Genomic DNA, 15,167 nt, shown 5'->3' on the forward strand with positions numbered 1-15,167 from the left:
ATCCTAGCCCCGCCGGGGGTTTTTCGCCAACAGGCCACGCGGGCCGCGGCGGGAGGGGATTCCGGTCACGAGCACGTCGTCGCCCACCCGCTCGACGCAGACGTCGGTGAGCGAGAGCGCGTCCGCCATCCGCGCCGGCCCGCGCCCCGCGACGAGCGGGATGCCGTCGCCTCCGGCGATCTTGGGCGCGACGAAGATGGCGACCCGATCGACGAGCCCCTCCTCGAGGAAGCGCGCGTGGACCCGCGCCCCGCCCTCCACGAGCAGGTGGGTCACGCCCCGCGCCGCGAGCTGGGCGAGCAGGTCCTTGAGGTCGATCCCGCCCGCGCCCCGCTTGCAGCGGAGCAGCTCGACCTTGCGGCCGAGGTCGCGGGTGCGCGGGGCGGCGTGGGCGACGAGGGTGGGCGCGGCGGAGCGCTGGCGGAAGAGGTTCAGGTCGCCGGGGAGCGAGAGATCGGTGTCGAGGACGACGCGGAGCGGATCGCGGCCGCGGCCGCCGGGGAGCCGCGTGGTGAGGCGCGGATCGTCCGCGCGCGCGGTCCCGCTCCCGACGAGCACCGCGTCCACCCGGTCCCGCAGCCGGTGCACCCAGCGGCGGGCGGCCTCGCCCGTCACCCAGCGCGCGTCGCCGGTGCGCGTCGCGATCTTGCCGTCGAGCGTGACCGCCGCCTTGAGCGTCACGTGCGGGCGCCGCTCCGTGATGTAGGTGAACCAGTGGGCGTTGAGCTCGTCGCAGGCGTCGCGGAGCACCCCGGTCACGACCTCGACGCCGGCCGCCCGGAGGCGCGCGACCCCCTTCCCGTTCACGAGCGGGTTGGGATCCGCCGAGCCGACCACCACGCGGCGCACGCCGGCCTCGATCAGCGCGACCGAGCAGGGCGGCGTGCGGCCGAAGTGGTCGCACGGCTCGAGGGTCGTGAAGAGGTCGGCGCCGCGCGCGCGCGCGCCCGCCTCGCGCAGCGCGACCACCTCCGCGTGCGGACCGCCCGCGCGGGAGTGATGGCCGCGGGCCACCACCCGGCCGTTCTTCACGAGCACGGCGCCCACGGCCGGGTTCGGGCTGGTGCGGCCGAGCCCCTTCTCCGCCTCGCGCAGCGCGACGTCCATGAAGCGCTCGGCCACCGCGCGGTCGAAGCGGGCGGCGGTGCGGGGGGCGCGGCGCGCCGGCGTCCGGCGGCCGCCGGCGGCGACCCGGCTCATCGCGTCCCCTCTCCTCCCGGCTTGGAGCCCGGCTCCCTGCGGGCGAGCCCCTCGAGCTCCGTCATGAACTCCCCGACGTCGCGGAACGCGCGGTAGACCGACGCGAACCGGACGTACGCCACCTCGTCGAGCTTCCGCAGGCGCTGCATCACCGCCTCGCCGATCGCGACGGTGCGGATCTCCCGCTCGCCGAGCTCCTGGACCTGGCGCTCGACGCCCGCGACGAGCGCCTCGATCTGCTCCGCGGAGACCGGCCGCTTCTGGCAGGCCCGCGCGACGCCCTCGACGATCTTCTTGCGGTCGAACGGCTCGCGCCGGCCGTCCTTCTTCACGACGTGCGGCAGGATCTCCTCGATCCGCTCGTAGGTCGTGAACCGCCGAGCGCACCCCAGGCATTCCCGCCGCCGCCGGGTCGCCTGCCCCTCCTGCGCCTCGCGCGAGTCGACGACCCGATCCTCGAGGTGTCCGCACCATGGGCAGCGCATCGGCGTCTCCGCGGGCACCGCGCGGCGCGCCACGAGCGGCCGTCCGCGCGGCGATCCCTAAGTCCGGTCCTGGTACATCGGGAACTGCGCGCAGAGCGCGCGCACGTCGCCGCGCACCCCGGCGAGGACCTTCTCGTCGGCGGGCGCGTCGAGCACGCGACCGATGAGCGCGGCCACCGCCGTCATCTCGGCCGGGCCCATCCCGCGGGTCGTGAGCGCGGGGGTGCCGACGCGGATGCCCGAGGTCGTCATCGGCTTCTCGGGATCCCACGGGATCATGTTCTTGTTCACGGTGATCCCGGCCTTGCCGAGCGCCTCCTCGCCGATCTTGCCGGTGAGCTTCTTCGGGCGGAGGTCGACGAGCATGAGGTGGTTGTCGGTGCCGCCGGAGACGAGCCGCAGGCCGGCCTTCTTGAGCCCCTCCGCCAGCGCTTGCGCGTTCTCGACGATCCGCCGCTGGTACTCCTTGAAGCTCGGCTGGAGCGCCTCGTGGAACGCGACCGCCTTGGCGGCGATGACGTGCTCGAGCGGCCCGCCCTGGATGCCCGGGAAGATCTGGGAGTTGAGGATCTTGGCGTGCGCCTCGCGGGTCAGGATGAGGCCGCCGCGGGGACCGCGCAGCGTCTTGTGCGTCGTGGAGGTGACGATCTCCGCGTGCGGGACGGGGCTCGGGTGGAGCCCTGCCGCGACGAGGCCCGCGATGTGGGCCATGTCCACCACCATCGCGGCGCCGACCTCGCGGGCGATCTCGGCGAACCGGTCGAAGTGGAGCGTGCGCGGATACGCGCTCGCGCCGACCATGAGCACCTTCGGCCGGTGCTCGCGGGCGAGGCGCGCGACCTCGTCCATGTCGATCGTCTCGTCCGCCTGCTTGAGGCCGTACGGGACGATCTTGAAGAGCTTGCCGGAGAAGTTCACCGGCGAGCCGTGGGTGAGGTGCCCGCCGAAGTTGAGGCTCATGGCGAGGACCGTGTCGCCCGGCGCGGCGAGCGCGAAGTACGCCGCCATGTTGGCCTGCGAGCCCGAGTGCGGCTGGACGTTCGCGTGCTCGGCGCCGAAGAGCTGCTTCGCGCGGTCGATGGCGAGCTGCTCGACCTTGTCGACGACCTCGCAGCCGCCGTAGTAGCGCTTGCCGGGGTAACCCTCGGCGTACTTGTTCGTGAGGGTCGAGCCCATCGCCTCCATCACCGCCGGCGAGACGAAGTTCTCGCTCGCGATGAGCTCGAGCCCCTCCGCCTGGCGGCGGGTCTCCTCGCGGATGAGCTGCGCGATCTGGGGGTCGGCGTCGGCCAGGGGCTTCGTCGGCATCATCTGGAAGATCTCCTCGGGCGAGCGGCGTACATACCGCCCTGCTGCCTACTTTTCCATGTCCTTCAGCTTCTGGACGCGCCGCTCGTGGCGGCCGCCCTCGAACCGCGTCTCGAGGAACGCCTTCACGATCGCGGCGCCCAGCCCGAGCCCCACGACCCGCTCCCCGATGCAGAGGACGTTCGCGTCGTTGTGGAGCCGCGCCATGCGCGCCTCGTACTCGGAGGCGCAGTGCGCCGCGCGCGCCCCCTTGACCTTGTTCGCCGCGATCGACATGCCGATGCCGGTGCCGCACACGAGGAGCCCGAGCCGCGCGCGGCCCGCGGCCACCGCCTCGGCGACCTGGCGCGCGTAGTCGGGGTAGTCGACGCTCTCGCCCGAGAACGGGCCGAGGTCCTCGACCTCGTACCCCGCCTCGCGGGCCACCTTCACGGCCTCGGCGCGGAGCGACAGCCCCGCGTGGTCCGAGCCCGCGATCACACGTTCCGCCATGGAGTCCTCCGGAAGGGGCGGCATTCTTCCACAACCGGCCGCCCCCCGTCGCCCCCTCTCGTCGGGGCGACGGAGCGGAGCGCCCGGCGGGCGCTCGGCCTCCTGGGCGGCCGCGGTCCGCAGGGCGGGACCGGCCGCGGGTCAGCTCAACTCAGACCCGCTTGAAGATCAGCACCGCGTTCGTGCCGCCGAACCCGAAGGAGTTCGACATGGCGTAGTCGATGCGGGCCTCGCGCGCGTGGTTCGGGATGACGTCGAGCGCGCACTCGGGATCCTGCTCCTCGACGTTGATCGTCGGGGGCAGGACGCCGCGCGCGAGCGCGAGGACCGACACCACGGCCTCGAGGCCGCCGGCGGCGCCGAGCAGGTGCCCGGTCATCGACTTCGTCGACGACACCATGAGGCCCTTCCTCGCGTGCTCGCCGAACACCTTCGCGATCGCCTGGCACTCCGCCACGTCGCCCGCCGGCGTCGAGGTGCCGTGCGTGTTCACGTAGCCCACCTGGTCGGGGGAGATCCCCGCGTCGCCGAGCGCCATGCGCATCGCGCGCTGGCCGCCCTCGCCCTCGGGGGCGGGCGAGGTGATGTGGTTCGCGTCGGCGCTCGCGCCGTAGCCCACCACCTCGGCGTAGATCCGCGCCCCGCGCTGCCGCGCGTGCTCGTACTCCTCGAGGATGAGGAGGCCGGAGCCCTCGCCGGCGACGAAGCCGTCGCGGTGCTTGTCGAACGGCCGGCTCGCCTTCTCCGGCGCGTCGTTGCGCTCGGACAGCGCGCGCGCCGCGCAGAATCCGCCGATGCCGAGCGGCGTGATGGTCGCCTCGCAGCCGCCGGTGATCATCACGTCGGCGAGCCCGCGCTCGATGTAGAGCGTCGCGTCGCCGATGGAGTGGTTGCCGGTCGCGCAGGCGGACACGGGCGAGAAGTTCGGGCCCTTCATCCCGTACTTCAGGCTGATCTGGCCGGGCGCGAGGTTGATGATGAGGCTCGGGATGAAGAAGGGGCCGATCTTCCGGACGCCCTTCTCGAGGAAGGTCTTGTGCTCCTCCTCGATCGTGCCGAGGCCGCCGATGCCGGCGCCGACGATGGCGCCCACCCGCTCCGCGTTCACCTTCGCCATGTCGAGGCCGGCGTCCTTCATCGCCATGTCGGCCGCGGCGAGCGCGAACTGGATGAAGCGGTCGTTGCGGCGCGCCTCCTTGCGATCCATGAACTTCGTCGGATCGAAGCCCTTCACCTCGCCCGCGATGCGGGTGGGGAAGGTGGACGCGTCGAACAGGGTGATCGGCCCGATGCCGCTCTTTCCCGCGACGAGCGCGGCCCACGACTCGTCCACCCCGATGCCCACGGGGGAGACGAGACCGAGCCCGGTGACGACGACACGGCGCCTGGTCATGCTGTTCACCTCGATGGAGAAGCTTGAGCTGCGCCCCGGGCGCGGAGGCCCGGGGTCCTGGTCTCGCGTCTACTTCTTGTGGGTCGTGATGTAGTTCACCGCGTCCTGGACGGTCTTGATGTTCTCCGCCTCCTCGTCCGGGATCTCGACCTCGAACTCCTCCTCCATCGCCATGACGAGCTCGACGATGTCGAGCGAGTCCGCGCCGAGGTCCTCGATGAAGCTGGACGTGATCTTGATCTCGTCCTCGCCCACGCCCAGCTGGTCCGCGATGATGTTCTTCACCTTCTGCTCGACGTTCGCCGTGGTCATGTTCCGTTCCTCCTGGTTGTGAAGCCGTGAAGCCGTGAAGCCGTTGAAGCGCCGCGCCGCAAATGGCGAGGCTACATGTACATGCCGCCGTTGACCCGCAGGACCTCGCCGGTCACGTACGACGCCAGATCGCTCGCGAGGAACGCCACCGCGTTCGCGACGTCCTCCGCGGTGCCGAGCCGCGCGAGCGGGATGAGCTCCTGCAGCTTGGTCTTCGCGGCCTCGGGCAGCGCCGCGGTCATGTCCGTCTCGATGTAGCCCGGCGCCACCGCGTTCACGCGGACGTTGCGCGAGGCGAGCTCGCGGGCGACGGACTTGGTGAGCCCGATGAGGCCGGCCTTCGTCGCCGCGTAGGCGGCCTGCCCGGCGTTGCCCATCTCGCCGACCACCGAGGTGAGGTTCACGATCGAGCCGCCGCGCGCCTTCATCATGGGGCGCGTGACGGCGCGCGTGAGGTTGAACGCGCCGGTGAGGTTCACCTGGAGCTGCCGGTTCCAGTCCTCGTCCTTCAGGCGCATGACGAGCTGGTCGACCGCGATGCCCGCGTTGTTCACGAGCACGTGCAGCCCGCCGAGCTCCGCGACCACGTCCTCGACCGCCTGGTTGCACGCGGCGGGATCGGCGACGTCGAACCGGTAGAGCTTCGCCCGCGGCGCGCCCGCCCGCTGGACGAGCTCGAGCGCCTCGGCCGCGGCGGCCTCGTTGCCCGCGTAGTTGAGCGCGACGCTCGCGCCGCCCTTCGCGAGCGCGACGGCGATGGCGCGGCCGATGCCGCGCGAGGCGCCGGTGACGAGCGCGGTCTTCCCGGTGAAGTCGAACATCCCGTCTCCTCTCAGGCCCGCAGCGCCGCGAGCGTCTTCTCGAGCGACGCGCCGTCCTCGACGTTCCACACCTCGAGGGATTTGTCGATGCGCTTCGCGAGGCCGGCGAGGACCTTCCCCGGTCCGACCTCGACGACGCGGGTGACGCCCTGGCGCGCGAGCTCCTCGACGCACTCGATCCAGCGCACCGGCGCCGTCACCTGCTCCACGAGCAGGGGCACGATGCGCGCCGCGTCCTCGCTGGGCTTCGCCTCGACGTTCGTCACCACCGGGCAGCGCGGCGCCTTCCACGGGATGGCCCGCAGCACCGGCTCGAGCCGCGCCTTCACGGGCGCCATGAGCGCCGAGTGGAAGGGGGCGGACACGGGGAGCGGCAGCACGCGCTTCGCCCCCGCCTCCTTGAGGCGCACGCCGGCCTTCTCCACCGCGCCCGCGGCGCCGGCGATGACGGTCTGGGCGGGCTCGTTGTAGTTGGCGGGCGAGACGACCTCGCCGGTCTCGGCGGCCACCGCGGCGCAGATCTCCCGCACCTTAGCCGGGTCGAGGCCGAGCACCGCGCTCATCGCGCCGTGCCCGGCCGGCACCGCCTCCTGCATGAACGTGCCGCGCGCGCGGACCGCCGCCGCGGCCTCGGCGGCGCCGCAGGCGCCCGCCGCGACGAGCGCGGAGTACTCGCCGAGCGAGTGGCCGGCCACGAGGTCGGGCGCGATCCCCCGCGCCGCGAGCACCGCCGCCGCCGCCGCGGAGACCGTCAGGATCGAGGGCTGGGTGTTGGCGGTGAGGCGGAGCCGATCCTCCGGACCCTCGAAGCAGAGCGCGGAGAGCCGCTCGCCGAGCGCGGCGTCGACCGCGTCGAACACGGCGCGCGCCTCCGGGAACCGGTCGTGGAGATCCTTGCCCATGCCCACGGCCTGCGAGCCCTGGCCGGGGAAGACGAACGCGAGCTTGCCCATCTTCGTGCGGTCTCCTCGCCTACCACCGGACGACGCTGGCGCCCCACGCCATGCCGCCGCCGATGGCCATCATCAGGATCACGTCGCCGCTCTTGAACCAGCCGGCGCGGTTCGCCTCGTCGAGCGTCATGGGGACGCTGGCCGCCGAGGTGTTGCCGTACTTCTCGAGGTTCATCCAGCACTTCGAGGCCGGGATCTCGAGCCGCGAGAGGGTCGCGTCCAGGATCCGCTTGTTGGCCTGGTGCGCGATGACCCAGGTCACGTCGTCGGTGGTGAGCTGCTCGGCGGCGAGCACCTCCTGGCAGCTCTCCACGAGCGCGCGCACCGCGATCTTGAACACCTCGCGGCCGTTCATCTTCACGAAGTGCGACTTCTCGCGGATGAGCTTCTCCGAGATCGGCTCGCGCGACCCGCCGCCGGGCTGCAGCAGGATCGGCACGAGCGAGCCGTCGGTGTGGAGGCGCGTCGTGAGGATGCCGCGCTTGGGGTCGGTGCTCGGCTTCAGCACCATGGCGCCCGCGCCGTCGCCGAAGAGGATGCAGGTGTTGCGATCCGTCCAGTCCGTGATGCGCGTGAGCGTGTCCGCGCCGACCACGAGCGCGTTGTTCACCGCGCCGCTCGCGACGAAGCGATCGGCGACGGAGAGCGCGTAGAGCGAGCCCGCGCACGCGGCGGAGAGGTCGAACGCGAAGGCCTTCTTGTTGCCGAGCCGGCCCTGGAGCACCGCCGCCGTGGACGGGAACGGATAGTCGGGGGTCACGGTGCCGACCACGATCAGCTCGACGTCCTTGGGGTCGAGCGCGGCCGCCTCGAGCGCGCGGATGGACGCCTTCACGGCGAGGTCGCTCGTCGCCTCCTCGGGCGCCGCGATGTGCCGCTCCCGGATGCCGGTCCGCTCGACGATCCAGTCGTCGCTCGTCTGGACCATCTTCTCCAGGTCGCTGTTCGTGAGGACCTTCTCGGGCGTGTAAGAGCCGGTACCGGCGATGAACGAGCGCATCTCTACCTTTCGGATCAGGCGTCGTGCGACGAGGCGCGGCGCGGGGGGGTGGACGCCTTCTCGGCGCGGTCGGCGGCGCGCTCGAGGAGCGACTCCGCGGGCGCGACTGCCCGGGCGATCTCGTCGGTGAAGCGGGTGCGGGCCGCGTCGCGGGCGCGGCGGATGGCGTTCTCGACGGCCAGCGCGTCCGACCGGCCGTGGGAGATGAAGCCGACGCCGTTCACGCCCACGAGCGGCGCGCCCCCCACCTCGCGCCAGTCGAGGCGTTTCTTCATCCCGTCGAGCGCGGCCTTCGAGAGGAGGCCGCCCAGGCTCGACACCGCCGTCGAGCGGAGGGCGCGCTTCAGGTACTCGCCGACCACCTTGGCGGTGCCCTCCATGGTCTTCAGGGCGACGTTGCCGGTGAAGCCGTCCGTGACGATGACGTCCACCTCGCCGGTGAGGAGGTCGCGCCCCTCGCAGTAGCCGACGAAGTGGATGGGCGCCTCACGGAGCGCGGCCGCCGCGGCGCGGGTGAGCTCGGTGCCCTTCGACTCCTCCTCGCCGTTCGCGAGGATGGCGACCTTCGGGCGGGCCACGCCGACCACGCGGCGCGCGTAGACCTCGCCCATGAGCGCGAACTGCACGAGGTGGATGGGCTTGCAGTCCACCACCGCGCCCATGTCGAGCAGGATCGAGGCGCCCTTCAGCGCGGGCAGGACCGAGATGATCGCCGGCCGCTCCACGCCCTCCGGACGGCCGAGCACGAAGATCGCGCCCGCCATCACCGCGCCCGAGTTGCCGGCCGACACCATCGCGCTCGCCCTGCCCGCCTTCACGAGCTCGAAGCAGACGCGGATGGAGTTGTCGCGCTTGCGGCGCATCGCCTGGCCGGGGTGGTCGTGCATCTCGACCACCTCGCCCGCGTGATGCACCTCGATGGGCAGCGCGTGCCCGGCGCGGTGGCGAGCGAGCTCCTCACGCACGCGCGCTTCAGGGCCGACCAGGATGACGGCCAGCCCCTTACGCGCTGCGTTAATGGCACCTTGTACGATCGCGCCCGGGGCGTGGTCGCCCCCCATCGCATCCACGGCGACGGGCGCGATCTTCTCGACCATCGGGGCTTACGTCGCCTCGGTGATCTGCTCGCCCTTGTACGTCCCGCAGGACGGGCAGGCGCGGTGCGAGAGCACGGGCTCCTTGCACTTCGGGCACTTCGTGACGTTCGCGGCCTTGATCTTGAAATTGGCCGCGCGACGGCGGTCGCGGCGCATGCTGCTCGTACGCTTCTTCGGGACACCCACGGCGTGCTCCTTTGGCTTCTCGTGCGGCCGCTTAAAGCTTCACGTTCTTGAGGCCCGCCCAGCGCGGATCCGGAACGTGGCGATCGCAGCCGCACTCGCGATCGTTCAGATTGGCCCCGCACACGGGGCAGAGTCCTTTGCAGCCCTCGCCGCACACCGGGTACCCCGGCAGCGCGAGGAGGAGCTGTTCGCGGAGGATCGGGTCGAGATCGATGGTCTTGCCCGAGTACGTGTCCTCCTCCGCATCATCGAGATCGAAGCTCCCGGCGGTCGGGCCGGTGTTCGAGTCCTTCGCAGCGCGCGCCTCGTCGCCGTACTGGTCGGCCGGGACGAGCGTGACCTCGAAGTCGACCGGGACGTCGATGGAGACGGGGCCGAGGCAGCGGCCACACGCCGCCGAGAGCTCGGCCTTCACGTGCCCGTCGATGCGGACGCGCCGCTCGATCTTGTCGAGCTTCGCCTCCACGTGAGCAGGGCCACGCGCGCGATATCCCGCGCGTTCTCCCGACACCAGCTCGTCGACCTGCTCGCGGGCCACGTCCCAGCTACGCCGGAGTCCGGCCTCCTTGATTTCGTCAATGTTGACGCGCATTTACAACGCTTCCCGAGACCAAAAAAGGGCCTCATTATAGGGGTCGATCAGGCGAAGTCAAGGCGCGCCGAGCCACGGCGCGCGCCGACCGCCGCCCCTTCTCGCCGAAGGAGACGACCTACTTAACCCCCGCGCGAGCCTACTTCATCGCGGCGCGAGGGGCCGAACCTCCGGGCGAGGCCCCGGGATCAGGGCTTCACGAGGCCGCGCGCGACGGCGAGGAGCGCCGCCTCGGCCTTCGTGGAGACGTCCATCTTCTCGTAGATCCGCTTCACGTAGGTCTGGACCGTCCCCTCGGCGATGCCCAGCGCCTGCGCCACGTCGGCGTAGGTGTGGCCGTGCACGAGGAGCTGGAGGACCTCGAGCTCGCGCTTCGACAGCGCCGGGCCGTCCTTGGCCTTCTGGTCCGGCGGATCGCCGCGCAGCTCGGACAGCAGCACCTTCGCGGCGCGCGGGCTGATGGGCGCGGCGTCGCCGGTCAGCACGTCCTCGACCGCCCGGGTGAGCTCGGCGGCGTGGAAGGGCTTCAGGATGTAGCCGGCCGCGCCGGCGCGCATGGCGCCGAGGACGCGGGCGGGGATGTCGACGGCGGTGAGCGCGATGCAGGCGGTCTTGGGCAGCTCGTGGCGAATTGTCGCGATCACGTCCTCGCCGCTCATCTTCGGAAGCCCGAGATCGACGAGCGCCACGTCCGGCTTCTCCCGGCGAGCGAGCGTCACCCCGTCCTCTCCGGTGGCCGCGGTGCCGCAGACCTCGAATCCGTGCGACGTGAGAACCTGCGCGATGAGCCTAGAGACCGCCTCGTCGTCCTCGACCGCGATCGCCCGGATAGCCATGCTCCCCCACCTTCACACGGAGGTGGACCCCCCACCTTCCGGAAAAACCCGCTCATAAGTAGCAGCCCTGCGCGCAGGGGGTCAAGAAACCCACCCCCCCGCAGAGATGGCACCCTGGAGACCCATCGCCTACCCGTCCGCACACGGAAGCACCTGACACCAAATGGAAATCTCCACAGAGCTGTGTCAGGTTGCTCGCCTGGTCGTCCAGGAGGCTTTCATGCGAAGCGGACACGCTCGGCTCGGGCTGCTCGTCGCTGCCCTCACCTCATTCATCCTCGCCTGCAGCTCCGGCGGTGGCGGCGGCAGTACCTCGTGCAAGGGACTAGACGCCGCTTGCACGGCGGCCTCCGACTGCTGCGCGGGCAGCACTTGCGGTGGCGCGGGCGTCTGCGTCCCCGCGGGGCAGTGTTCGCCAGACGGCGCCGCGTGCGCCGGCCCGGCCGATTGTTGCTCGAACACCTGCCCGGGCGGCGTCTGCGGCGGCACCTGCAAGGCGGTCGCCCAGCCCTGCACGGCCCCCTCGGATTGCTGCTCGAACTCGTGCGGCTCGGGCATCTGCACCGAGCCCCCCGGTCCTGGCGGCTGCTTCGCTCTCGGCGCGAGCTGCGCCGCGCCGAGCGAGTGCTGCACGGGCACGTGCACTGCCGGTAAGTGCGCGGAGCCGACGACGCCCGGCTGCTTCGCTGAAGGCGTCGCCTGCACGCAGGACGGCGCGTGCTGCTCCGCGAACTGCGTCGACGGGGCGTGCGCTCCGTCGGGGTTCTGCAAGGAGCCGGGCCAGGCGTGCGCGAACGCCGGCGAGTGCTGCTCACGCACCTGCACGGGCGGCGCGTGCTCCCAGACCGTCTGCAAGCAGGCCGGGACGGCGGTCGCCGACGCGTCGCAGTGCTGCTCCGAGTACGCGGAGCTCCTGAACGGCACGCTCACCTGCGCGAAGCTCCCCTCCGGCAGCACCGGCTACACCTGCACCACGCTCGGTGAGGCCTGTACGGCGGCGCTGGAGTGCTGCTCGCGCAACTGCCAGGGCGGCACCTGCGCCGCGGCCTACTCCTGCCACGCCCCGGGCGACCTCTGCACGCGCACGGAGGACTGCTGCTCCGGGCTCTGCAGCGCGACGGGCGGAGCCCCGGGCCGCTGCGAGGACGCGCCGGGCGGCTGCACGCAGGACGGCGTGCCCTGCGACAACGACTCGAACTGCTGCACGCGCAAGTGCGTCGACCTCGGCAGCGGCACGCGGGTGTGCCAGCCCGCCGGCGGCTGCCGCATGACGGGCAACTACTGCGACGGCGACGCCTCGTGCTGCAACATCAACCAGCTCGTCGCGCCTTCGCAGGCGATCCACTGCGATCCCGCCGATCACACCTGTGACAACGGCGGATCGTGCAACCCGCCGGGGAACATCTGCGGCGCCTTCGGCGACAACGCCTCCCAGAACTGCTGCGTCCCCGACGGAGCGACCGGGGTGAAGTTCAACGGGAGCGGCAAGCTCGTCTGCAAGCTCGACATGAACAACGTCGCGCGCTGCTTCGGCTCGCCGCCGGGCGGCGGCACCGGGACGAACTGCCCGACGGGCTACGACGGGTCGAACCCGCTCTGCTGCATGGCGCCGGGCGACATCTGCCAGTTCCGCGACCAGTGCTGCGGGTTCGCGCCCTGCGTGCCCGACTCCCAGGGCGTGCTCCGCTGCGCGGACACGAACTCCTGCAAGCCGCGCGGGACGCTCTGCACCGGCACGAGCGACACGAGCTGCTGCGAGGGCACCACCTGCCAGCTCGTCAGCGAGATCGGCTACCTCTGCACCGACACCGCGCCGCCGCCGCCGCAGTGCATCCTGGACGGCGCTTCCTGCACGGCGAACACGACCGGCTGCTGCGGCGGCCCCGGCGCCTGCGTCGCCGGGACCTGCAACGCGTGCGCGCCGAATGGCAACACCTGCCAGACGGACGGTCAGTGCTGCTCCGGGACGTGTGACGCTGGCGTCTGCCGCACGCCGTGCCAGGGCACCTCCGCGAGCTGCACCGTCGGCGGCGACTGCTGCTCCGGGCTCTCCTGCGACATCCCGCCGGGCGCGACCGCCGGAACCTGCGGCACGACCGGTACCCTCTGCGCGGCCACCGGCCAGGCCTGCGCCGCCAGCGCGGACTGCTGCAACACGCCCAGCGAGCAGTGTCTCGGTGGCGTGTGCGCCGTCCCGCCCCCGAGCTGCTCCGGGGTCGCGCTGCCCTGCGCGACCAACGGCGACTGCTGCACGGGCCTGTCGTGCAACCTGACGACGGGCGCCTGCGAGGCGCCGGTCTGCGCCAACACGGGCACCTCCTGCAACACGACCTCGGGATGCTGCGCGACCGACGACGTGTGCGCGCTCGCGTCGAACACGGCGCAGCCCTGCACCGACGGCTCGAGCTGCGTCTGCGTCAAGCCCGCGGTCTGCGCGCCGCTCGGTCAGGCGTGCTCGCCGACGCCGGGCTGCTGCAACGGCGTGTGCGTCAACCAGGCGAACACGACCCAGCGCTGCGATCCGACGACCGGCATGAACTGCGTCTGCGTGGGAATCGGCTAGCGCCACCAGAAGTCGTCGTACGAACGGCCGCTCGCGCTCGACGCGCGGGCGGCCGTTCTCTTTCTGGAGGTCGCGGTTTCCGGTCCGGCGGGCGGCGATGTCGCGGCGGCGGTCAGAAGTCTCGAGGTCGGGGTCGAGGTCGGGGTCGGGGTCTCGCCCTGAAACGCCGACGGCCGCTCCCGCGCGTGCGCGGGGCGGCCGTCCGTGAGGCTTGAGCCCAGGCCGACGCCTGGCGCCTGTGGCTGCATCAGGACTGCGGGCGGTCCCCTCCGCCGAGCGCCTCGTCCTCGCCGACGCCCTGGAGGTCGAGCGCGATCGCGAGGAGGTACAGCGCCAGCGAGGAGGTGCCGAAGAGCTGGCCGAGGCTCATCGCGAGGACGAGCAGCAGCGGCGACGGCCAGAACAGGCCGGCGACCATGAGGCCGAGCGCGACGAGCGTGAGGACCGCGGAGACGTTGACGAGGCGGCGGACGGTGATCTTCGAGAGTCCGATCACGGCGCTACTCCTTCTTCTCGCCGGCGGCGGACGCCGTGGGCGCGCGGCCGTTGCCGCCGTGGTTGAACGAGCGCGGGTGGACCTGGGCGCCGCCGTGGCAGTCGATGCAGCCCGCGTCGCCCTTGCGGAGGTCCTCGATCATCCCGGCGTGCTCCTCGCGAGCGAGCCAGTTCGGCGCGGTCGTCGAGTGGCAGCGGGTGCAGCTCCCGTTCTTGAACGGCTTGTAGAGGTGGATGCGCGGCCCCTTCTCGCCGTAGGGGCCCGAGCTCGCGTACTCGGTGATGTAATAGTAGAGGTGCTTGAGCCCGTTCAGCTTGGTCGTCATCGCGCCGAACAGGGCGTAGTCGGCGTGGCACGTGTAGCAGCTCTCGCCGCCGAAGGTCGCGTTGCGGCTGTGGATCGCCGCGAGGCTGTTCGACCTCGGGTCCGCCGCGTCCTCGGTGTACGGGAGCATCACGTGGCAGGAGCTACAGAACTCGCGCTTCAGCGTGTACTCGAACCCGGAGACGTTGCCGGTGAGCGCGACGCCGATCGGCATCACGCCGAGCCCGAAGAGCAGCAGCACCTTCGTGAGCCGCCCGAGCGGCGGCCGCTTCACGAGGTACCAGATGATGATGAGGGCGGCGATGGCGGCGGCCGCGACCGCCGTCAGCTTGAGGAGCTGCTCGAGCGAGTTGATCTCTTGCACGGTCGGTTTTGCTACCATGTGGGTCCGGGCACTTCAAGGCGGAACCGCGTCATTTTGCCGCGCCTGCGAGGAGTCCCCCCTCCCGCCCCGGCCCCGGGTGCCGTTCCGGAGAGGATCGCGCGCGATCACGCAGCGCCGCGAACTCCTTGCCTTTCCGCCCCACCTGCACTAGATACGGCGGCTCGCAAGCGCGGTTAGCTCAGCTGGATAGAGCGTCGGCCTCCGGAGCCGAAGGCCACAGGTTCGAATCCTGTACCGCGCGCCACTCAGAGAGGCCCGTCCCAGCGGCATTCATGCCCGGGGACGGGCCTCTCGCTTTCGAGGGAGCGTCAGTCCGCCGGCGTGCCCTGCTCCGCCACGGCAGGCACGCGCGTCGCGACCTCTCCGCCCTCGAGCGCAGCGGGGAGCGCCTCCGTGGCGACGGCCGCCGCGGTCGCTTCGTCCGCCTCTTCGGGCGCCGGCTCCGTGGCCTCGCGCGACGGCACGGGGGCCTCGACGAGGGCATCGAAGACGGCGTCGAACGGGTCCTCCACCGTACCGGCGGCGGGCTCCCCGGAGGCCTCGGCCTCCTCGGCCGCGGTGCTGCTGTCCTCGGGGCGAGAAGCGGCGAGCTCGGCAGGGCGAGCCGCCTCGCGCGTCGCCGCCGCGGCGACTGGAGCGGATTCGCGGGACCCGGCGCTCGCCCCGTCGCGGCGCGGCGTGGGCTGCGACCGCCCCGCGCTGCCCGGGTTCGGCGCGGCCGAGG

Annotated in this window: 16 protein-coding genes, 1 tRNA gene and 1 pseudogene; 2 read left to right on the plus strand and 16 right to left on the minus strand. The window is 71.9% G+C overall.

Going from position 1 to position 15,167, the window contains the following annotated elements; translation table 11 throughout:
- Positions 1–3: 3 nt before the first annotated feature.
- The 13 genes from ribD to MNZ29_RS14555 all read right to left on the minus strand — a co-directional run bounded on the left by ribD (position 4) and on the right by MNZ29_RS14555 (position 10,675).
- Positions 4–1,200: a bifunctional diaminohydroxyphosphoribosylaminopyrimidine deaminase/5-amino-6-(5-phosphoribosylamino)uracil reductase RibD gene (ribD, locus tag MNZ29_RS14495; RefSeq protein ID WP_242336896.1), complete on the minus strand. Its 1,197-nt coding sequence runs from the start codon at positions 1,198–1,200 to the stop codon at positions 4–6.
- Complete coding sequence (gene nrdR, locus MNZ29_RS14500) at positions 1,197–1,685, minus strand: transcriptional regulator NrdR (protein WP_242336893.1); 489 nt, start codon at positions 1,683–1,685, stop codon at positions 1,197–1,199. Before nrdR ends, ribD begins: the two co-directional genes overlap by 4 nt.
- 57 nt (positions 1,686–1,742) lie before the next feature.
- A complete protein-coding gene (glyA, locus tag MNZ29_RS14505; protein WP_242336890.1) occupies positions 1,743–2,996 on the minus strand; it encodes a serine hydroxymethyltransferase in 1,254 nt (417 codons plus the stop codon).
- Between the two features lie 45 nt (positions 2,997–3,041).
- The gene (gene rpiB, locus MNZ29_RS14510) at positions 3,042–3,485 is read right to left on the minus strand and encodes a ribose 5-phosphate isomerase B (protein ID WP_242336887.1); all 444 of its coding nucleotides are present in this window, start codon (positions 3,483–3,485) and stop codon (positions 3,042–3,044) included.
- Between the two features lie 151 nt (positions 3,486–3,636).
- Entirely contained in the window at positions 3,637–4,878 is a 1,242-nt protein-coding gene (gene fabF, locus MNZ29_RS14515; protein ID WP_242336884.1) for a beta-ketoacyl-ACP synthase II, read from the minus strand.
- Positions 4,879–4,947: 69 nt separating this feature from the next.
- Positions 4,948–5,190, minus strand: a complete 243-nt coding sequence (gene acpP / locus MNZ29_RS14520) for an acyl carrier protein (protein WP_012097538.1) — start codon at positions 5,188–5,190, stop codon at positions 4,948–4,950.
- 71 nt (positions 5,191–5,261) lie between these two features.
- The gene (gene fabG / locus MNZ29_RS14525) at positions 5,262–6,011 is read right to left on the minus strand and encodes a 3-oxoacyl-[acyl-carrier-protein] reductase (RefSeq protein WP_242336881.1); all 750 of its coding nucleotides are present in this window, start codon (positions 6,009–6,011) and stop codon (positions 5,262–5,264) included.
- An 11-nt stretch (positions 6,012–6,022) separates the two neighbouring features.
- Positions 6,023–6,964, minus strand: coding sequence for an ACP S-malonyltransferase (gene fabD, locus MNZ29_RS14530; RefSeq protein ID WP_242336878.1), 942 nt, complete (start codon positions 6,962–6,964; stop codon positions 6,023–6,025).
- Between the two features lie 19 nt (positions 6,965–6,983).
- A complete protein-coding gene (locus MNZ29_RS14535; RefSeq protein WP_242336876.1) occupies positions 6,984–7,964 on the minus strand; it encodes a beta-ketoacyl-ACP synthase III in 981 nt (326 codons plus the stop codon).
- A 14-nt stretch (positions 7,965–7,978) separates the two neighbouring features.
- Complete coding sequence (gene plsX / locus MNZ29_RS14540; protein WP_242336873.1) at positions 7,979–9,061, minus strand: phosphate acyltransferase PlsX; 1,083 nt, start codon at positions 9,059–9,061, stop codon at positions 7,979–7,981.
- 6 nt (positions 9,062–9,067) lie between these two features.
- Entirely contained in the window at positions 9,068–9,247 is a 180-nt protein-coding gene (gene rpmF, locus MNZ29_RS14545) for a 50S ribosomal protein L32 (RefSeq protein WP_242336871.1), read from the minus strand.
- Between the two features lie 31 nt (positions 9,248–9,278).
- Positions 9,279–9,839 carry a DUF177 domain-containing protein gene (locus tag MNZ29_RS14550; protein ID WP_242336868.1) on the minus strand — a complete coding sequence of 187 codons (561 nt, stop codon included), beginning with the start codon at positions 9,837–9,839 and terminating at the stop codon, positions 9,279–9,281.
- Positions 9,840–10,027: 188 nt separating this feature from the next.
- Positions 10,028–10,675 (minus strand): response regulator transcription factor, encoded by a 648-nt coding sequence (locus tag MNZ29_RS14555; protein WP_242336865.1) that lies wholly within the window; start codon positions 10,673–10,675, stop codon positions 10,028–10,030.
- A gap of 220 nt (positions 10,676–10,895) precedes the next feature.
- Here MNZ29_RS14555 and MNZ29_RS14560 point away from each other — a divergent pair, with 220 nt between their 5' ends.
- On the plus strand, positions 10,896–13,238 hold the full coding sequence (locus MNZ29_RS14560) for a hypothetical protein (protein ID WP_242336862.1): 2,343 nt from the start codon (positions 10,896–10,898) through the stop codon (positions 13,236–13,238).
- 247 nt (positions 13,239–13,485) lie between these two features.
- Here the strand turns inward: MNZ29_RS14560 and MNZ29_RS14565 are convergent, their stop codons facing one another.
- Both MNZ29_RS14565 and MNZ29_RS14570 read right to left on the minus strand, forming a co-directional pair.
- Positions 13,486–13,734: a hypothetical protein gene (locus MNZ29_RS14565; RefSeq protein ID WP_242336859.1), complete on the minus strand. Its 249-nt coding sequence runs from the start codon at positions 13,732–13,734 to the stop codon at positions 13,486–13,488.
- A 4-nt stretch (positions 13,735–13,738) separates the two neighbouring features.
- The gene (locus MNZ29_RS14570; protein WP_242336856.1) at positions 13,739–14,422 is read right to left on the minus strand and encodes a NapC/NirT family cytochrome c; all 684 of its coding nucleotides are present in this window, start codon (positions 14,420–14,422) and stop codon (positions 13,739–13,741) included.
- Between the two features lie 188 nt (positions 14,423–14,610).
- Between MNZ29_RS14570 and MNZ29_RS14575 the strand changes: the two genes are divergently transcribed.
- Positions 14,611–14,687: transfer RNA gene (locus MNZ29_RS14575), tRNA-Arg, on the plus strand.
- Positions 14,688–14,751: 64 nt separating this feature from the next.
- Here MNZ29_RS14575 and MNZ29_RS14580 read toward each other — a convergent pair.
- A pseudogene (locus MNZ29_RS14580) lies at positions 14,752–15,167 on the minus strand (hypothetical protein); the annotation flags it as partial.

The sequence above is a fragment of the Anaeromyxobacter sp. SG64 genome, from assembly GCF_022690745.1.
Lineage (GTDB): Bacteria > Myxococcota > Myxococcia > Myxococcales > Anaeromyxobacteraceae > Anaeromyxobacter > Anaeromyxobacter soli.

Bases quoted from the DNA above. Each gene is read 5' to 3' on its own strand.
- ribD (WP_242336896.1), bottom strand. From the start codon at position 1,200: ATGAGCCGGGTCGCCGCCGGCGGCCGCCGGACGCCGGCGCGCCGCGCC.
- nrdR (WP_242336893.1), bottom strand. From the start codon at position 1,685: ATGCGCTGCCCATGGTGCGGACACCTCGAGGATCGGGTCGTCGACTCG.
- glyA (WP_242336890.1), bottom strand. From the start codon at position 2,996: ATGATGCCGACGAAGCCCCTGGCCGACGCCGACCCCCAGATCGCGCAG.
- rpiB (WP_242336887.1), bottom strand. From the start codon at position 3,485: ATGGCGGAACGTGTGATCGCGGGCTCGGACCACGCGGGGCTGTCGCTC.
- fabF (WP_242336884.1), bottom strand. From the start codon at position 4,878: ATGACCAGGCGCCGTGTCGTCGTCACCGGGCTCGGTCTCGTCTCCCCC.
- acpP (WP_012097538.1), bottom strand. From the start codon at position 5,190: ATGACCACGGCGAACGTCGAGCAGAAGGTGAAGAACATCATCGCGGAC.
- fabG (WP_242336881.1), bottom strand. From the start codon at position 6,011: ATGTTCGACTTCACCGGGAAGACCGCGCTCGTCACCGGCGCCTCGCGC.
- fabD (WP_242336878.1), bottom strand. From the start codon at position 6,964: ATGGGCAAGCTCGCGTTCGTCTTCCCCGGCCAGGGCTCGCAGGCCGTG.
- MNZ29_RS14535 (WP_242336876.1), bottom strand. From the start codon at position 7,964: ATGCGCTCGTTCATCGCCGGTACCGGCTCTTACACGCCCGAGAAGGTC.
- plsX (WP_242336873.1), bottom strand. From the start codon at position 9,061: ATGGTCGAGAAGATCGCGCCCGTCGCCGTGGATGCGATGGGGGGCGAC.
- MNZ29_RS14550 (WP_242336868.1), bottom strand. From the start codon at position 9,839: ATGCGCGTCAACATTGACGAAATCAAGGAGGCCGGACTCCGGCGTAGC.
- MNZ29_RS14555 (WP_242336865.1), bottom strand. From the start codon at position 10,675: ATGGCTATCCGGGCGATCGCGGTCGAGGACGACGAGGCGGTCTCTAGG.
- MNZ29_RS14560 (WP_242336862.1), top strand. From the start codon at position 10,896: ATGCGAAGCGGACACGCTCGGCTCGGGCTGCTCGTCGCTGCCCTCACC.